Raw genomic sequence first — 16586 nt, 5'->3', positions numbered from 1 at the left:
TGATCGCAGGGCTCAGGGGCACGAAGAGCGCTTCGACGAGAGGGGTCTCAGGATTGCCGGAACGACGGCCGGCGCGAAAGCGGGACGACCGTCATCGGAGAAATCGGAGAGGGACGTGCCGGGTGTCCGGCACGTCAGGAGGGCATACGGAACCCCCGCGTCGCGGCGCGCGAGCGGGAGTCAGCCGACGACCATGCCCAGAGTCATGATCGGGACGCTGTCACATCCCCGGCCCACCCTGCAACGACTTTTCCGCCCGGTCGTGGGTGTCCGCCTCGTCGCGGGGGTCCTTCTCGTGGACCTCCCCCGCGACCCATTCCGCCTCGCTGCGCAGCACGCAGAACTCGTTGCCCTCGGGGTCCTGGAAAACGACCCACCCCTTGCCGTCCGGCGTACGCCGATCCGCGAGCACGGTCGCGCCCACGGACTTGAGCCGCTCGACCTCCGCGTCGCGGGGGCCATCGGGCTGGAGGCACAGGTGGAGAGGGTTCTTGGCGGTGTGGGCGCCGTCGGCGGTGTGGGCGCCGTCGGCGCTGTCGGCGGCCCGGCCCGCCTTCACCCTCTCCTTCGCCTCCGGAGTCTCGGCGAAGTACAACCGCACGCCCGTCGGGAGCCGCACGACGGCCGTGGACTCGCCGGGAAAGTCGTCGTCGTTCAAGGGGTGGCCGACCACCTTGCTCCAGAACCGCGCCAGTTCGTACGCGTTCGCGCAGTCGACGGCGACGTTGAAGAGATTCGATCGCATGTGCGGAAGCTATCCCACCTGGGGGCCGTCGGCCGGGCGCGGAACGGATCGGCCAAGATCGACGTGTGCCGCCCGGCCACCCACGTACGAGAAGGGCACCACGATGAAGTTGCACACCCACGAATGGGGCACCGGAAACCGGATCGCCCTCCTGGTCCACGGGATCATGTCGGACCACCGCACCTGGCGGCGGGTGGGACCGGCCATCGCCGAGCGGGGCTACCGGGTGATAGGCGTCGACCTGCGCGGGCACGGGGAGAGCGGGCGCGGCGCGTACGGTGCGGAGATCTTCGCGGACGACCTGGTCGAGACGTTGCCGGTCGGCGCGGACCTCGCGATCGGGCACTCGCTCGGCGGGATGGCGCTGGCCCTCGCGGTCGAGCGCCTCGCGCCCGCGCGGGCCGTCTACTCCGACCCCGCGTGGACGCTCGGGGCCGAAGGGGCCGTGGACCCCGCGGTGTTCGTGGAGTTCCAGCGGGCGACGCGCGGCATCATCACGAACTTCAACCCGCGCTGGGAGGAGGCCGACGTGGACGTCGAACTCGCCACGCTGGCCGCCTGGGACACGGACACCGCACTCGCCCTCTCGGGCGCGAACGCCGTGGACCGCACCCCGGCGGCACCCGCCGTCCCCTCCCTCGTCCAGGTCGCGGACCCCAGCCTCCTCATCGACGAGCCGCTCAAGGCCGAGCTGACGAGGCGCGGTTTCGAGGTGCGTACGGTCAAGGGGGCCGGTCACACGATCCACCGCGATGACTTCGACGGGTTCATGGCGTCGCTCGAGGGATGGCTGTGAGCGCCACGCCCCGGCCTGCGCGCCCCTCAGCGTAGTTAACCGGTTTATCCCATTTATGCATATATCGTCGCCGTGTGATCACTCTCGTACGGAGATGCGCCGCGCTCTGCGCCCTCGGCGTCCTGACCACCGTCCTCGCCGGATGCTCCGGTGACACCGCCGCGCCGGGGCGCCCGGCCCTTCCGGCCAAGCCCCCGGCGACCGCGGCCGCGACCGCGTCCGCCCCGCCCACTCTCACCCCCGGCCCTTCGGGCCTCACCCCCGTGTTCATGAACGGGTCCCGCGCGCACGGCCGCACCGTCGCGCTCACCTTCGACGCCGACATGACCGCCGACCAGGGGCCCCGCGCGGCGGCCGGGGAGCGGTTCGACAACCCCGCGCTCGTCGCCACCCTGCGACGGCTCGACGTGCCGGCGACCTTCTTCATGACGGGACGCTGGGCCGAGGAGTACCCGGCACAGGCCAAGGACATCGGCAAGGACCCGCTCTTCGAGGTCGCCAACCACTCGTACAGCCATCACGCCTTCACCGGCAGCTGCTACGGCCTGCCGACCGTCCCCGCGCCCCGCATGCGCACGGACATGGAGCGCGCCTTCGACGCCTTCCGCAAGGCGGGCGTCGAGCGCGCGGTGCCGTACTTCCGTTTTCCCGGCGGCTGCTACGACCGTCAAGCCCTGCGCGCGCTCGCGCCCGGCGTCACCGCCGTGCAGTGGGACGTGGTGAGCGGCGACGCCTTCGCCACGGACTCGGGCGCGGTCGCCCGGCAGGTGCTCGACGGGGTGCGGCCCGGTTCGGTGGTCGTCATGCACTGCACGCGCAGCGCCGCCCCCGCGACCGAGCGCGCCCTGCGGACGATCGTCCCGAAGCTGCGCGAGCGCGGATTCCGCTTCGTGCGGGTGTCGGAGCAGATCGGCGCGGCGGGCGGCGCGGCGGGGGCGACCGGCGCCGCCGCGACCGCCGGGCCCGTGGAGGCCCGGAGCTAGGCTGGGCCGCATGGGCGATGAGCACTTCATGAGCATGGGTACGGGTACAGGTACGGGTGCGGGTACAGGTGCAGGTACGGGTACCGGCGAAGTCGTGGGTACGGGAAGCGGCGAGCCCCTCGCCGAGTGCGTCCTGTGCCGCGCGCCCACCGAGTACCCGGAGTCCCACAAGGGCATCACCCTCTGCCCCGTCTGCGAGTGGCAGGAAGCCCAGCGCACTGCCTGCTCGGGCTGAGGAGCCCGGGCAGGCCGTCAAGGAACCCGCGCCCCTACCCGCCCCGCCGCGAACTGAGCGCGCACGCCGCCCACAGCGCCGCCACCGCGACGGCACCCGCCCCCGCGAGCGCGCCCACCGGTACCGGTACCACCCCCTCCCGCGAACCCGCCGTCAGATCCGTCAGGACGGACTTCGCGGGCGAACCCGTGGTGACCAGGGCGAGGAGCGCCAGAAGCAGCAGCGCGGGGACGGCGCGCCCCGCCGAGCGCAGCAGCGGCCAGTTGGTGAGCGCGCCGACCGCCGTGCCGATGAGCGCGCTGACCAGCATCGCGAGGAGACCCGCCGCGGCCGAGGGCAGCCGGGGGACCACGTGCCGCGCGTCCGTGCTCGACGCGTCGCTGATGGCCGTCACCACCAGGACCGCGAACGCGCCGAGCGCCACCGTCGCGAGCAGCGCGGCCAGCAGCGAGGCGAGGTGCGCGCGGCCGGGACCCGCCGCGGCGGCGGAGCAAGCGCGCGCCGCGGGCGGCTCGTTGGTGGCACAGATCCGTACCAGCCAGGCGGCCACCGGCAGCAGGGCGGCGGCCGCGTACGCGAGCGAGTCCAGGACGGGCTGGCCGCCCTGCACGCCGACGGCGAGGAAGACCGCGTAGAGGATCACGGGCGGCAGCCACCGCTGGGACCGCGCGAGCAGCGCGAGCTGGTAGTGGAGCAGCGCGTTCATCGAGGCTCACCCCCGTCCACCGACAGGGACGACGACACCGAAGCCGACGCCGATGCCGATGCCGAATCCGACGCCGACGCCGACGCCGACGCCGACGACACCGTCGGCCCCGCGCCGCCCACCGTCACCACGTGCCAGGGCGGCCGCGCCATGAGCAGTTCCTTCAGTACGACGTCGGAACGGCTCTCCGGCACCGAGAGCCGCGTCACTCCCTCCGGAGTCGGCTCGCCGATACCCGTCACCGCCGACGCGACGGACGGCGGCAGCTCCGCGCCCAGCGGCCCCTGCGCCTCGATGACGACGGTGGGTCCTGCGGGCGGCGCCGCGCTGCCGCCGCCTTCCCCCTCACCCCAAGTACCGCTCTCCGTACGGCGGTTGAGCGCCGCGCCCACCACCGCGTACGTCTCGTCCGTCGCCCCGAGGAGCCGCCGCGGATCGTGGTCGACGAAGACCACCGCACCCCCGGCCGCCCGCCGTTCGGCCACGGCGCGGTCGAGTTCGGCGCGGGCCGCCGCGTCCAGGCCCGTCCACGCCTCGTCGAGCACGAGCAGTTCGGGGTCGGCGAGCAGGGCCTGCGCCACGGCGACCTTCTGGCTGCTGCCCTTGGACAGCTCCGCCAGCGGCGTACGCGCGTAACCGCCCGCGCCGAAACGCTCCAGCCACTGTTCGGCGCTCCGCTCAGCGGCGCCCCGCGCGAGGCCGTGCACGCGGCCCAGGTGCGTCAGGTAGCCCACCGCGCTGAACGGCAGCGACGCGGGGAAGCGTTCGGGGACGAACGCCGTGCGCGGGCGCCCTTCCCGACGCCCCTCCGAGGGTGCGTCGATGCCCGCGAGGAGTCTCAACAGGGTCGACTTCCCCGTGCCGTTGGCGCCCTCGATCCGCACCAGGGTGCCCGCGCCGATGCCGAGGTCCACGCCGCGCAGCACCCAGGGACCGCGCAGGGCGTAGCGCCTGCCCACCCCGTCGAGCCGTATCGCGAGATCACGTTCCATGCGGTCATCCTCGCGCACGCCCCTTCGCGCGAGGAGTAATCCCAGGTACGGCCGATCTTCCGCCTGGCAGACTGGACGCGTGAGCAGCGACAAGACCCACCCCGAAGCGTCGCAGGGCCCGGACGCCCCGAGCGCGGCGGACAGCCCCTTCCGGCACGAGAACACCTCGCGCGACGAGGCCCCGCAGTTCGTGCTGCCCCTCGTCGCCCGCATCGAACGCGCCGCTCCCCCGGCCCGCACGGACGCCCTGGAGACCGCGGCCCGCGCCGTCCTCGTGCTGCTGAGCGACGAGCGTTCCGTCGGCGAAGGCGAGTGGGCGCAGGCCGTGCGCGACTGGCAGGACGCCCGGATCCGCAAGGTGGTCAGGCGCGCCCGAGGCGCCGAGTGGCGGCGGGCGGAGACGCTGCCCGGCATCACGGTCACGGGCAAGTCGGCGGAGGTCCGCGTCTTCCCGCCGGTGCCGCTCGACGGCTGGCCCAAGGAGCTGGTCAAGCTCCAGGTCTCGGGCACCGAGCTCGACGACCCGGAGCCGCCGCCCGGCGCGGACAGCGCGCACCCCGTGCTCTGGATGAGCCCCGACGTCGAGATGTCGGCGGGCAAGGCGATGGCCCAGGCGGGTCACGGCGCCCAGCTGGCCTGGTGGGAGCTGTCGGACGCGGACCGGACCGCGTGGCGCGACGCGGGCTTCCCGCTGTCCGTGCGCACGCCGGACGCGGCGCGCTGGCGCGAACTCACCGCGAGCGGGCTGCCGGTGGTGCGCGACGCGGGCTTCACGGAGATCGCCCCCGGTTCCTGCACGGTGGTCGCCGACCACCCCGCCCTGCGTACGGCACGGGCGTGACGGGCGGCACCCGGCTCGACGGCCGGGTCGAGCGCGGCAACCAGACCCGCCGCCTGGTGCTGCGGCGCACGGTCGACGTCGCTTCGGTGGAGGGGCTCGACGCGCTGTCGCTCGGCCGGATCGCCACCGAGCTGAAGCTGAGCAAGAGCGGCGTGTTCGCGCTCTTCGGCTCCAAGGAGGAGTTGCAGCTGGCGACCGTGCGGGCCGCCGGGCGCATCTATCTGGACACGGTGGTGGAACCCGCCCTGCGGACCCCGCCCGGCGTCGCCCGCGTGTGGCGGCTCTGCACGGCGTGGCTCGACTACTCCGAGCAGCGCGTCTTCCCCGGCGGCTGCTTCTTCTACGGGGTGATCGCCGAGTTCGACGCCCGCGAGGGCCCGGTGCACGACGCGCTCGTCCGCGCCAACCGCGACTGGAGCGAGCTGATGGAGCGCTCGCTCGCCGAGGCCGTCGACGCCGCCGAACTGCATGCGGACACGGACCTCCCCCAGCTCGCCTTCGAGTGCATCGCCCTCATGGAGACGGCGAACGCGCACTCGGTGCTGCACGACGAGTCGCGGGCCTACCGCTGGGCGAGCACCGCCATCGCCGCGCGGCTGCGCGCGGCGGCGACGGATCCGGCACTGGTGCCCGCGCCGCACTGAACGCATCGCCTGTCCCTTCCGTATCTCCCGCTACCACGGCGATTCGGGAGGCACCTTGCGACGCGTCAACGGCACGGCTCTGATCATCGCGGCACTCGTGGCCACGCTGGGGGCGATCGCGTTCCCCGTGTGGTCCTACGCCGACCGCTCGGGCACGGGGCCCGCCAACCTGGCCGCGGGGTCCGTGCCCACCCGTTGGGGTCCGCTGTCGGCGGCCGACAGGGACCTGCTCGTGAAGGTGCGGCTCGCCGGTCTGTGGGAGATCCCCGCCGGACAGCAGGCCGTCGAGCGCGCGCCGACCGAGGCGGTCAAGGAGGCGGGGGACCACCTCATCGTCGGCCACACCGATCTCGACCGGCGCGTGCGGTCGGCCGCGGCGCAGCTCGGTGTCGAACTCCCGAGCCAGCCCACCGCACAGCAGCGCGGCTGGCTCCAGGAGCTGACGGACGCGAGCGGCGAGACGTACCAGCGGAAGTTCGCGAACCTGCTGCGGGCCTCGCACGGGAAGGTCTTCGCCGTCATCGCCCAGGTCCGCGACAGCACCCGCAACTCCCTGGTCCGCCAGCTCGCCACGGACTCCAACCAGACCGTCCTCGACCACATCACGATGCTGGAGGCGACCGGGCTCGTCGACTTCGACGGGATCGCGAACGGCGCGGCCACCTCCACGGCGAGCCCCACCGGGCCTCCCCCGCCGTCCGGCGCGACGCCTCCCGCCCCCTCCCCCGCGGGCCCGAGCGGCGACGTGTCCACCACGTCACGCCCCTCGCCCCTGCCTCCCGGCCGGATCGAGACCGGGCGGCCGGAACCTCAAATGTAGCTCTGAACGTCTCCTCCCCGGGGTTCGATCCGCACGGTCGGGGCCATGGTCCTGGCAACGGGGGACGAAGGGGGAGCGACATGAGGCATCTGGGCACCGGAATCGGCTGGCGTCCCGAGATCGCGGACGCCGTGGAGGCGATGCCCGGCATCGACTGGGTGGAGGCCGTGGCGGAGAACGTCTGCCCGGGGCACCTGCCCGATTCGCTGGTGCGGCTGCGCGAGCGCGGGGTGACCGTGGTGCCGCACGGCGTCTCGCTGGGGCTCGGCGGCGCCGACCGCCCCGACGAGGGAAGGCTGCGGGCGCTGGCCGAGCGCGCCGAGGCGCTCGGCTCGCCGCTCGTCACCGAGCACATCGCGTTCGTACGGGCCGGTGGTCCGCTCACCGCGACGCAGCCGCTCGAGGCCGGGCACCTGCTGCCGGTGCCGCGCACCCGTGACGCGCTCGACGTGCTGTGCGAGAACGTCCGCATCGCGCAGGCCGCGCTGCCCGTGCCGCTCGCCGTGGAGAACATCGCGGCGCTGATCTCCTGGCCCTGCGAGGAGATGACGGAGGGGCAGTTCCTGTACGAGCTCGTCGAGCGCACGGGCGTACGGCTGCTCATCGACGTCGCCAACCTCCACACCAACCACGTCAACCGCGGCGAGGACCCGGCCAAGGCCCTCGACGAACTGCCGGTCGAGGCCATCGCGTACGTCCACGTCGCGGGCGGCTTCGAGCGGGACGGCGTCTGGCACGACAGCCACGCGCACCCGGTGCCCGATGCCGTGCTCGCCGTGCTCGCCGACCTCGCGTCCCGGGTGAGCCCGCCCGGTGTCCTCCTGGAGCGCGACGAGAACTTTCCGGCACCCGCCGAGCTGGAGCGCGAACTGACCGCGATCCGGGAGACGCTCACGACCGCGGGCGCACCGGCCGCCGCCACCGGCGCGGAGTCCACCACCGCCGACCCGGCGCCCGCCTCCCCGGACGCGCGCCAGCGCACCGGGCTCGCGCAGGCCGCGCTGCTCTCCGCGCTCGTGGCGGGGACGCCCGCGCCCGAGGGGTTCGACCACGCGCGGCTGCGGGTGCAGAGCCACGCGCTCGCGGCCAAGCGGGCCGACGTCGTGGCGAAGGTGGCGCCCGAGCTGCCGGGGATCCTCGGCGGGGATTACCGCGCGGCGTTCGTCGAGTACGCGAGGTCCCGGCCGATGACCGGTGGCTACCGGCACGACGCGCTGACCTTCGCCGAGCACCTGCTGCTCGCGGGGCGGCCCGAAGAGGCGCAGGCGCGCCGGGAGTTGAGCGACTGGTGGCTGGAGCGTTCGGGCCCCGCGCCGCTGTCCCTGCGGCCCGCCGCACGGCTGCGACGGGCCACCCGGCGCGTACTCCTCGGGCGGTGACGGCATGAGCATCGCGGGTGTGGTGTACACGGTGGTCATCTCGCTGTGCGCCGCGGAACTGATCCGGGGCCTGGCCGCTGCTCGGCGCACCTGGTCGCCGCACCGGACGCGGCCGCCGCTCGATGCCGAGCACGGCGTCTACGTGCGCGGCACCCTGGAGGCCGCGTTCCTCTCCGGCGGCCCGGCGCGCGTGGCCGACGCGCTGATCGCGGGTCTGCACGAGGACGGCCGTCTGGTCGTGGCGGGCCCCGGCGTCGTCGGGATTCCCCGGCCGACGGCGCGCAATGCGGGCGAGCAGGCGGTGATCGACGCGTACGCCGCGGGGCCGAGCGGCGCGCTGCACGGGCTGCGGACGGCCGTCATGCGGAGCCTGCCGGTGCAGGAGACGGGCGAGGCGCTCGCGGGGCGCGGCCTCGTCGTGCGTCCTGGGCGGCAGGACAAGTGGCGGCGCCGGGCCGGTGTACAGGTGCTCCTGAGCGTCTTCGGGTTCGTGGTGGCGGGCATGCTGACGGTGGCGCAGTACGCCGGTGACAGCGCGGCGAGCGGGTCGGCGGACTCGGTGGGCGACGGTATCGCGATGCTGCTGCCCGCCGGGATCTTCGGCGTCGTGAGCGGCCTGATCTGCCTGTCCGTCAGCTCGAAGCAGCTCACGCTCGCCGGGCAGTACGCGCTGCGCGAGTACGTCGGCTCGGCGGGCCATCTCACGGGCGCCGCGCACCTGGTGGCGACCCGCGGCCTGGCCGCGGCCCACCCCGATCTGCGGGCCCAGCTGGTCGCCGCGGCCCGCGTACGGGTCCGGGTCCCCGCGGTGACCGCGGCGGGGACGTACCCCGCTCCGTACCAGGGCACGAATGCGGGGAGCGGCAACAGCGGGACGCCCACGTGGTGCGGGTCGGGCGGCGGTGGCGGGGGCGGCGGGTTCACCTGCTCCGGCGGCGCGGGCTCGGCGTGTTCCGGTGGTGGGGGCTCGTCCTGCGGCGGGGGCGGCGGCTCGTCGTGCGGCGGAGGTGGCGGCTCCTCCTGTGGCGGAGGCGGCGGATCCTCCTGCGGCGGCGGAGGAGGCGGATCCTCCTGCGGTGGGGGCGGATCCTCCTGCGGCGGCGGGTCATGATGAGCAGTCCGGCCTCCCCTCTTCCGAGGGCGCACGCCGGGACCGCCGACCGGTCGCCGCCGTACGGCAGTTGACGTACTCCTGGGCGTAAGGGAACGCACCCCACCCCACGCGCACTAACGTGCGGTGCCGCAACAGGAGGCACCATGCGATCCCGATCCATCAACGGCACCGGTCTCGTCGTCGCGGGGCTCGTCGCGACCCTGGCTGCCCTGCTCTTCCCCCTCTGGTCGTACGAGGACCGCTCGGGCACCACCCTCGACAGGCTCAACGCGGAGACCGTGTCGACCGACTTCGGGCCGCTGTCCGCCCTGGACCGGGAGTTCATCACCAAGGTGCGCCTCGCGGGCCTGTGGGAACTCCCTGCCGGACAGCAGGCCGAGGAGCGCGGCACCACCAAGGCCGTGCGCACGGCGGGTGAGCACCTCGTCGAGGGCCACACCTTCCTCGACGCGCGCGTACGCGAGGTCGCGGCCCGGCTCAGCCTCGAACTGCCGAGCCAGCCCAATCCCCAACAGCGCGGCTGGCTCGCCGAGTTGAGCGCCGCGCACGGCCAGACGTACGACGAGGACTTCGCGAACATCCTGCGCCGCGCCCACGGCAAGGTCTTCTCGGTGGTGGCCGAGGTCCGCGCGAGCACCCGCAACTCGCTGGTCCGCGCCCTCGCCGACGACGCCAACACCACCGTCCTCGACCACATCAAGGTCCTGGAGAAGACCGGCCTCGTCGACTTCGACGGACTCGCGCGCGACGCCGCCACGGGCCAGGCCCCCGCGACCCGCTCCCCCGCCCCACCGGGCCCCACCGCCACACCGTCCCCCGCCGCACCGGTCACCCCGTCACCGACGTTCTCGCTCCCCCCGGCGGCCTCGCGCCCGAAGCCGGACAAGTAGCCCGCTCCCCGTCCCGCCCCCCTCGACGGAAAAACGGAACGTTACCCACCCGTCACCCGCTGTCCACATAGTGAAAACACCGTGGCGCCGCGCAGCGCCTTCGCATAGAAATCCGCCATGTTCTGGCTGCCCCTTCTCCTCCTCGCCTGGGCCGCGACCGGCCTCTCCTGCGGCAGGCTCTGCCTCGCCGCGAGCCGCGCCGCCACCCACGAGAGGGCCGCGCCCCGCGGCCACGAGCTGACCCTCTACGAGACGGCCTTCCTCTCCGGCGGCCCCTCGCGGGTCGCCGATGTGGCGCTCGTCGCGATGGCGGGGGCGCGTCGGCTGCTGATCGCGCACACCGGGTGGGCGACCGTCGTCGACCCGGTCGGCCGCGACGAGGTGGAGCGTTCGGTGCTCGGCGCGATCGGCCCCGACGGCCAGTCGCGGATAGCGCCCATACGCAAGGGCGCGGCCACCGCCGACGCGGTGCGCGCCCTCGGCGAGCGGCTCGTCGCGGCCGGACTCGCTGTGCCGGAGAGCGCGGGCACGGGCGTCGCGGCCGCCGCGCGGCAGGTGCGCGCGGCGACGGTGGCGGTGCTCGCGCTCGGCGCCCTCGCGGTGTGCATGCCGACCCAGGGGCGGGCGGCCTCGGGGCAGGTCCCGGTGGCGATCTGGTTCTCGCTGCCGCTGATGCTCTGCGTGGGGTGCCTCATCATCGCCCGCATCGAGGTCCACCCGTACACGCGGTGGGCCTCCCCCGCGGGGCAGCGGCTCCTCGGCGCGCTGCCCGCGGCCCGCGACGAGCTGACCACCGTCGCCGTACGCGGCGTCCGGGCCCTGCCCGACCCCGGCCTGCGGGCGGCCTTCGGGCACCGGTCCCGGCCTGATACGGCGCAACGGGGTCATTGAGCCGACACGGCGGGCCGGTGCTTTACTTCGCCAACTGCCGCACGAAGTATCCCTTTTGTTCGAGTAGTGCCGCCGAACAAAAGGGGTAAGAAGCGCGATGAGAGCAGCAGCCGCCCGCTACGGAACCGCCGGATCCTTGGTCCTGACCGCCCTCGTCGCCGCCCCCGCGGGTTCCGCGAGCGGCGCTCCGCCGTCGCCCGAGACACGCGGCACCGCCGTCGCCGCCCAGCGCGCGGAGGCCGCCGGGATCCGCTGGGGCACCTGCGCGAAGGCCGAGGGCCTCCCGCCGTCCGTCCGGTGCGGCACGGTCACGGTGCCCCTCGACTACGCGCACCCCGACGGCAAGAAGATCAAGCTGACCGTCAGCCGCACCAAGGCCACGAAGAAGGCGGCGGGCAAGGCGGTCGCGCGCCAGGGCGCGCTCGTCTTCAACCCGGGCGGCCCCGGCGGCTCGGGCATGTACTTCCCGCTGGTGGGCGTGTTGCCCGAGTGGAAGCGCATCGCTGCGGCGTACGACCTGGTCGGCTACGCCCCGCGCGGGGTGGGCCGCTCGGCGCCGCTGACCTGCCAGGACCCCAAGCAGTACGTGAAGGCGCCCACCCAGGCGCCGACCCACCCCGACGCCTCGTACAAGCGGGAGCGCGTCGCGCAGGCGAAGGCGTACGCGCGCGGCTGCGGCACCCGCAATCCGGGCCTGCGGCACTACACGACGCTGAACAACGCCCGTGACCTGGACGTGCTGCGGGCCGCCGTCGGCGAGCGGAAGCTGACGTTCATGGGCGCTTCGTACGGCACCTACTTCGGCGCGGTGTACGCGACGCTCTTCCCCTCGCACGTGCGGCGGATGGTGTTCGACTCGGCGGTCAACCCCGAGCCCTCGCAGATCTGGTACGGCAACAACCTCGAACAGTCGATGGCGTTCGAGGGGCGCTGGGCGGACTTCCGCGCCTGGGTGGCCAAGCACGACAAGGTGTACCACCTGGGCGGGACGCCCGACGAGGTGCTGCGCAGCTACGAGAAGGTCCGCGCGGAGCTGTCCCACAAGCCCGCCGGCGGCAAGGTCGGCCCCGGTCAGCTCCAGGCCGCCTTCCTCAAGGCCGGGTACTACGACGACTACTGGCCGACGCGCGCCTCGGCCCTTTCCGCCTATCTGAAGGGCGATCCGAAGCCGCTGATCGAGCAGGCGGCACCGGAGCCGAAGGGCGCCGCGGAGGAGGAGAACGGCAACGCCGTCTACACCGCCGTCGAGTGCAACGACGCGGCCTGGCCGACGGACTTCCGGGTCTGGGACCGCGACAACTCCGACCTCGCGCGCGTGGCGCCGTTCGAGACCTGGGACAACGCCTGGATGAACCTGCCCTGCGCCTACTGGCCCGCGCCCCGGCAGCAGGCGGTGGACGTGCGCACGGCGAAGGGCGCGCTGCCCCCGACGCTGATCCTGGCCGCCGAGCGGGACGCGGCGACCCCGTACGAGGGCGCGCGGGAACTCAACCGCAGGCTGCGGGACTCGGTCCTGGTGACCGAGGAGGGGGCGGGCACGCACGGCATCGCCGCGGGCCCCAACAAGTGCGTCAACGGCCACCTGGACGCGTATCTCCTGGAGGGCCGCCTCCCGGAACGGCACGCGGAATGCGCACCGCACCGGGAGCCGAAGCCCTTGTCAGGAGAACGGGCCGCCGATCTTCCCAAGGGGGTCTAGCCCCGTCGGCGGCCGCGCGTCCGCTGTGGCTGGTCGCGCAGTTCCCCGCGCCCCTTACAGGGCCCCGAGCCGCTCCAAGGGGAACGGGGCCTGTGCGAGTGGCCGCACCGCAAGACGGGTCAGCGGCAACGCGTTGTCGTCGCCCGCCGTGCGATTCGCGTGCAGGACGCCGCAGTGGACGCAGCGGTGGACGAGGACCCATTCGCCGTCTCCCTTGACGGAGATGGCGAGGGGTTCCATCCGGGCACCGCAGTCGGCCGCCCGGTCGCCCGGGGTGTCGTCGAGGTGACGGCTCCACAGGCAGTTCGGACAGTGATTGCGATGGCTGGTGCCCGGTGCGGTCATCGGGACGTCGAGACCGCAGTGCAGGCAGCGGAAGGACCGGGCGCGTGCTTCAGTGCGCGCCCGCCTGGAAGTGTTGCGGGACATGGTGGAAGGAACTCCTGAGCGATGCGGAATGGGGTGAATTCGAGAGATTCCGCAGGGCCCTGGGCATACAACACCGGCTTTCTGTCCACGCACGAGAGGCCGGGCCCCAGTCGGCCCGACCTCTCGATGAAACCCGCACCGGACGGGCCCGGCAACCGAATTACCGGCTAGGCGAGACCCGCCACCAGCTCCGCCACGTCCTTGCGGCGGCCGGTGTAGAACGGCACCTCTTCGCGCACGTGCATCCGGGCCTCGGAGGCGCGCAGGTGACGCATCAGGTCGACGATGCGGTACAGCTCGTCGGCCTCGAAGGCGAGCAGCCACTCGTAGTCGCCGAGCGAGAACGAGGCGACCGTGTTGGCGCGCACGTCGGGGTAGCCGCGGGCCATCATGCCGTGGTCCTTGAGCATGCGGCGACGGTCCTCGTCGGGCAGCAGGTACCAGTCGTAGGAGCGCACGAAGGGGTAGACCGAGACGTAGTCGCGGGGCGTCTCGTCGGCCAGGAAGGCCGGGATGTGCGACTTGTTGAACTCGGCGGGGCGGTGCAGCGCCATGTTCGACCAGACCGGCTCCAGGGCGCGGCCGAGCTTGGTGCGGCGGAAGAGGTTGTAGGCCGCCTGCAGCTCGTCGGACGTCTCGGCGTGCCACCAGATCATGACGTCCGCGTCGGCGCGGAGCCCCGACACGTCGTACGTGCCGCGGACGGTGATGTCCTTGGCGGCGAGCTGGTCGAACAGCTCCTGGACCTCTTCGGCGTAGCCGCCGCGGTCCTCGGGGAGCACGTCACGCAGCTTGAAGACGGACCACAGGGTGTAGCGGATGACCTCGTTGAGGTCCTTGGCCTTCTTGCCTGCGTTGGGGGTCTTGGCGGGGGCGTCGTCACTCATGGCCCTATTCTCCTCCGCCGCCGTGCAGACTCTGCACCGGGTTGGCGGTGAGCTCCTGCACACCGGCCGGGTCACCGCCCAGCTGGTCGACGGCCGCGTGGGCGCTCGCGACGCAGGCGGGGATGCCCACTCCGTCGTACGCCGCTCCGCAGACCGCGAGCCCCGGCAGCTTGCTCACGTGCTCGCGGACGCGGGCCACGCGCGCGTGGTGGCCGACGGGGTACTGCGGCAGGCCGTCGTGCCAGCGGGTGACGCGGGTGGCGACGGGCGTGGCGGTCAGTCCGGTGGCCTCGCGCAGGTCGTGCCAGGACACGTCGACGAGTCCGGCGTCGTCCCGCTCCAGGATCTTCGTCTCCCCGTACCGCCCGACCGAGGTGCGCAGGACGAGCAGGTCGGGGTCCTCGTCGGCGATCCAGCCCCACTTGCGGGAGGCGAAGGTGGACGCCTTGATGGTGTGCCCGTCGACGGGCGGCACGAGGAAACCGCTGCCTTCGGGGAGGTCGATTTCGCTGCGGCGGTACGCGAGGGTCATCAGTGCCATGGAGGCGTACTCGACGCTCGCGAGCTCGGCGGCCGCGGCGGGCGCCTCGGTGCCGAGCAGCGCGGCGGCCGCGTAGGCGGGCACGGCGACGACCACGGTGTCGGCGTCGATCGCCCGCTCCCCGGTGACGACCTGCCAGCCGTCGGAGGTGCGCCGCAGTTCCGTGACGGGTGTCCCGGTGCGGATCTCGCCGCCCCGCGCGCGTACCGAATCGGCGACGGCGAGCGGGAGTTGGCCGATGCCGCCCTCGATGCCCATGAAGACGGGCCCGGTCTGCTGGTTGCGCGCGGCGCGGGCCTGGATGGCGCGGACGCCCTCCGTGAGGGTGTCGTGGGCGCGGGCGGCCTCGAAGAGCTGCGGGACGGCCGAGCGCATCGAGATGCGGTACGCGTCACCGGCGTACACCCCGCCGAGCAGCGGCTCCACGAGGCGGTCGACGACCTCGCGGCCGAGGCGCTCGGCGACGTACGCGCCGACCGCGACGTCGTCGCCGACCTCGGTGGGCGGCAGCTCGCGGTCCTGCTCGATGCGGCGCAGGCCCTCGTCGGAGAGGACTCCGGAGAGGGCGGACGCGTCGCCGGGCACGCCCATGACGTGGCCCTTGGGCATGGGGCGCAGGGCGCCGCGGGTCCAGATCGACGCGGTCGCGGTGGCGGGCGGCTGAAGGCGGTCGGCGAGGCCCACCGCGCGGGCGAGCGCGACGGCCTCGGGGCGGCGGGCCAGCATGGACTCGGCGCCGAGGTCGACGCGGACGCCCGCGATGTCACCGGCGAGCAGCTTGCCGCCGATCCTGTCGGAGGCTTCGAGGACGGTGACGCGGGTGCCGGGGGCGGTGTCGAGCAGGCGGTGCGCGGCGGCGAGTCCGGCGATCCCGCCCCCGATGACGACGGCGTGGCCGTTCCCCGTACGTGTGTCCGTTTCGCGCATGCCTCCACTCTCTCAGACCGGCGAGTCCCGACCGTGACCGCATCGGGACCGGTCGGCAACCACCCTCACGCCCCCGTGCGGCGTCAAAGGAGCATCACTGGCCACGTCTCTCGGGGGTACGCCGATGCAGCCGACGCACACGCCAAAGAAGTCCCGGAAGTCCCGTCACCGCACGGCCCAGGCGCTCTCCGGCGTCCTGCTCGCCCTCGCCCTCGCGCTCACCGGGTGCAGCGGCGCGGGTTCGGACGACACCGACAGCGGCGGCGGCGACAAAGCGGCGGCCGGGCCGCGCGACGGCGGCGGCCGGGCCGAGGATTCGCGCGGCGGCAAGCAGAAGCCGGTCGCGCCGACCGACACGCACGTCATCCGCACCGCGAGGCTCACCGTCCGCGTCAAGGACGTGCCCGCGGCCCTGGACCGGGCCCGCACGGCGGCCGAGGACGCGGGCGGCATCGTGGGGAGCGAGAACACCTCGCGGGACGGCGCGGGGCGCGAGCGCTCCCGGATCGTCCTGCGGGTGCCCCAGGCCAAGTACGACGACGTGCTCGCCTCGCTCGAAGGCACCGGCAAGCTCGTCGACCGGGAGGCCAAGGCGCAGGACGTCACCGACCAGGTCGTCGACGTGGAGAGCCGCGTGGCCTCGCAGCGGGCGAGCGTGGCGCGGGTGCGGGAGCTGATGGACAAGGCGACCAAGCTGAGCGACGTGGTGAGCCTGGAAGGCGAGTTGAGCACCCGTCAGGCCGATCTGGAGGCGCTGCTCGCGCGCCAGGCGTCGCTGAAGGACCGCACGAGCATGGCGACGATCACGCTGTCGCTGGCCGAGAGCCCGGTGCGGGCGGAGGCGAAGGGCGACGACACGTCGTTCCTCGACGCGCTCTCGGGCGGCTGGGACGCGTTCGTCACGATGCTGCGGTGGATCGGCGTTGCCTTGGCCGCGGTGTTGCCGTTCCTGGCGGTCGCCGCGCTGCTCGTGCTGCTGTGGCTGCGGGTCGTACGGCTCCGGCTGCGGCGTCATCCGGAGGTGACGTCCGCGCAGGGTGACGACGACTGAGGTCGGCTGCGGGAGC

General features: G+C 73.6%; 18 protein-coding genes. 12 read left to right on the top strand and 6 right to left on the bottom strand.

Features of this window, described 5'->3' with window-relative positions:
- Positions 1 to 220: 220 nt before the first annotated feature.
- The gene (locus KY5_RS31595) at positions 221 to 745 is read right to left on the bottom strand and encodes a VOC family protein (RefSeq protein WP_159072634.1); all 525 of its coding nucleotides are present in this window, start codon (positions 743 to 745) and stop codon (positions 221 to 223) included.
- Between the two features lie 103 nt (positions 746 to 848).
- Between KY5_RS31595 and KY5_RS31590 the strand changes: the two genes are divergently transcribed.
- The 3 genes from KY5_RS31590 to KY5_RS42305 all read left to right on the top strand — a co-directional run bounded on the left by KY5_RS31590 (position 849) and on the right by KY5_RS42305 (position 2759).
- Positions 849 to 1541 carry an alpha/beta fold hydrolase gene (locus tag KY5_RS31590; protein ID WP_098245408.1) on the top strand — a complete coding sequence of 231 codons (693 nt, stop codon included), beginning with the start codon at positions 849 to 851 and terminating at the stop codon, positions 1539 to 1541.
- A 74-nt stretch (positions 1542 to 1615) separates the two neighbouring features.
- Positions 1616 to 2524, top strand: a complete 909-nt coding sequence (locus KY5_RS31585; protein WP_098245407.1) for a polysaccharide deacetylase family protein — start codon at positions 1616 to 1618, stop codon at positions 2522 to 2524.
- A 28-nt stretch (positions 2525 to 2552) separates the two neighbouring features.
- A complete protein-coding gene (locus tag KY5_RS42305) occupies positions 2553 to 2759 on the top strand; it encodes a hypothetical protein (RefSeq protein WP_234363245.1) in 207 nt (68 codons plus the stop codon).
- A gap of 34 nt (positions 2760 to 2793) precedes the next feature.
- Here the strand turns inward: KY5_RS42305 and KY5_RS31580 are convergent, their stop codons facing one another.
- Both KY5_RS31580 and KY5_RS31575 read right to left on the bottom strand, forming a co-directional pair.
- On the bottom strand, positions 2794 to 3465 hold the full coding sequence (locus KY5_RS31580; protein WP_098245406.1) for an ABC transporter: 672 nt from the start codon (positions 3463 to 3465) through the stop codon (positions 2794 to 2796).
- Positions 3462 to 4457 carry an ABC transporter ATP-binding protein gene (locus KY5_RS31575; protein WP_098245405.1) on the bottom strand — a complete coding sequence of 332 codons (996 nt, stop codon included), beginning with the start codon at positions 4455 to 4457 and terminating at the stop codon, positions 3462 to 3464. The genes KY5_RS31580 and KY5_RS31575 overlap by 4 nt, the downstream gene beginning before the upstream one ends.
- Before the next feature lie 79 nt (positions 4458 to 4536).
- Here KY5_RS31575 and KY5_RS31570 point away from each other — a divergent pair, with 79 nt between their 5' ends.
- From KY5_RS31570 to KY5_RS31535, 8 genes are all read left to right on the top strand, one after another.
- A complete protein-coding gene (locus KY5_RS31570; protein WP_234362948.1) occupies positions 4537 to 5298 on the top strand; it encodes a peptidyl-tRNA hydrolase in 762 nt (253 codons plus the stop codon).
- Positions 5295 to 5942 carry a TetR/AcrR family transcriptional regulator gene (locus tag KY5_RS31565; protein WP_098245403.1) on the top strand — a complete coding sequence of 216 codons (648 nt, stop codon included), beginning with the start codon at positions 5295 to 5297 and terminating at the stop codon, positions 5940 to 5942. Before KY5_RS31570 ends, KY5_RS31565 begins: the two co-directional genes overlap by 4 nt.
- Before the next feature lie 55 nt (positions 5943 to 5997).
- Positions 5998 to 6762: a DUF4142 domain-containing protein gene (locus KY5_RS31560; protein WP_098245402.1), complete on the top strand. Its 765-nt coding sequence runs from the start codon at positions 5998 to 6000 to the stop codon at positions 6760 to 6762.
- Positions 6763 to 6842: 80 nt separating this feature from the next.
- Positions 6843 to 8141 (top strand): DUF692 domain-containing protein, encoded by a 1299-nt coding sequence (locus KY5_RS31555; protein WP_098245401.1) that lies wholly within the window; start codon positions 6843 to 6845, stop codon positions 8139 to 8141.
- Between the two features lie 4 nt (positions 8142 to 8145).
- Positions 8146 to 9252, top strand: coding sequence for a TIGR04222 domain-containing membrane protein (locus KY5_RS31550; protein WP_098245400.1), 1107 nt, complete (start codon positions 8146 to 8148; stop codon positions 9250 to 9252).
- Between the two features lie 146 nt (positions 9253 to 9398).
- Positions 9399 to 10145, top strand: a complete 747-nt coding sequence (locus KY5_RS31545) for a DUF4142 domain-containing protein (RefSeq protein WP_098245399.1) — start codon at positions 9399 to 9401, stop codon at positions 10143 to 10145.
- A 117-nt stretch (positions 10146 to 10262) separates the two neighbouring features.
- Complete coding sequence (locus KY5_RS31540) at positions 10263 to 11036, top strand: TIGR04222 domain-containing membrane protein (RefSeq protein ID WP_098245398.1); 774 nt, start codon at positions 10263 to 10265, stop codon at positions 11034 to 11036.
- Positions 11037 to 11133: 97 nt separating this feature from the next.
- Positions 11134 to 12735: an alpha/beta hydrolase gene (locus KY5_RS31535; protein ID WP_098245397.1), complete on the top strand. Its 1602-nt coding sequence runs from the start codon at positions 11134 to 11136 to the stop codon at positions 12733 to 12735.
- Positions 12736 to 12789: 54 nt separating this feature from the next.
- Here KY5_RS31535 and KY5_RS31530 read toward each other — a convergent pair whose 3' ends face one another.
- From KY5_RS31530 to hemG, 3 genes are all read right to left on the bottom strand, one after another.
- Positions 12790 to 13164 (bottom strand): RNHCP domain-containing protein, encoded by a 375-nt coding sequence (locus KY5_RS31530; protein ID WP_098245396.1) that lies wholly within the window; start codon positions 13162 to 13164, stop codon positions 12790 to 12792.
- Between the two features lie 167 nt (positions 13165 to 13331).
- Positions 13332 to 14051, bottom strand: coding sequence for a hydrogen peroxide-dependent heme synthase (gene hemQ, locus KY5_RS31525; RefSeq protein WP_098245395.1), 720 nt, complete (start codon positions 14049 to 14051; stop codon positions 13332 to 13334).
- 4 nt (positions 14052 to 14055) lie between these two features.
- A complete protein-coding gene (gene hemG, locus KY5_RS31520) occupies positions 14056 to 15519 on the bottom strand; it encodes a protoporphyrinogen oxidase (RefSeq protein ID WP_098245394.1) in 1464 nt (487 codons plus the stop codon).
- Positions 15520 to 15643: 124 nt separating this feature from the next.
- On the opposite strand from hemG, the gene KY5_RS31515 reads away from it, so the two are divergent.
- On the top strand, positions 15644 to 16570 hold the full coding sequence (locus KY5_RS31515; protein ID WP_098245393.1) for a DUF4349 domain-containing protein: 927 nt from the start codon (positions 15644 to 15646) through the stop codon (positions 16568 to 16570).
- The last annotated feature ends 16 nt before the right edge of the window (positions 16571 to 16586 follow it).

It is taken from the genome of Streptomyces formicae (assembly GCF_002556545.1).
Classification (GTDB): Bacteria; Actinomycetota; Actinomycetes; order Streptomycetales; family Streptomycetaceae; genus Streptomyces; species Streptomyces formicae_A.
The sequence above is the reverse complement of the archived record's forward strand: the minus strand, read 5'-3'. Positions and strand labels throughout refer to the sequence as shown.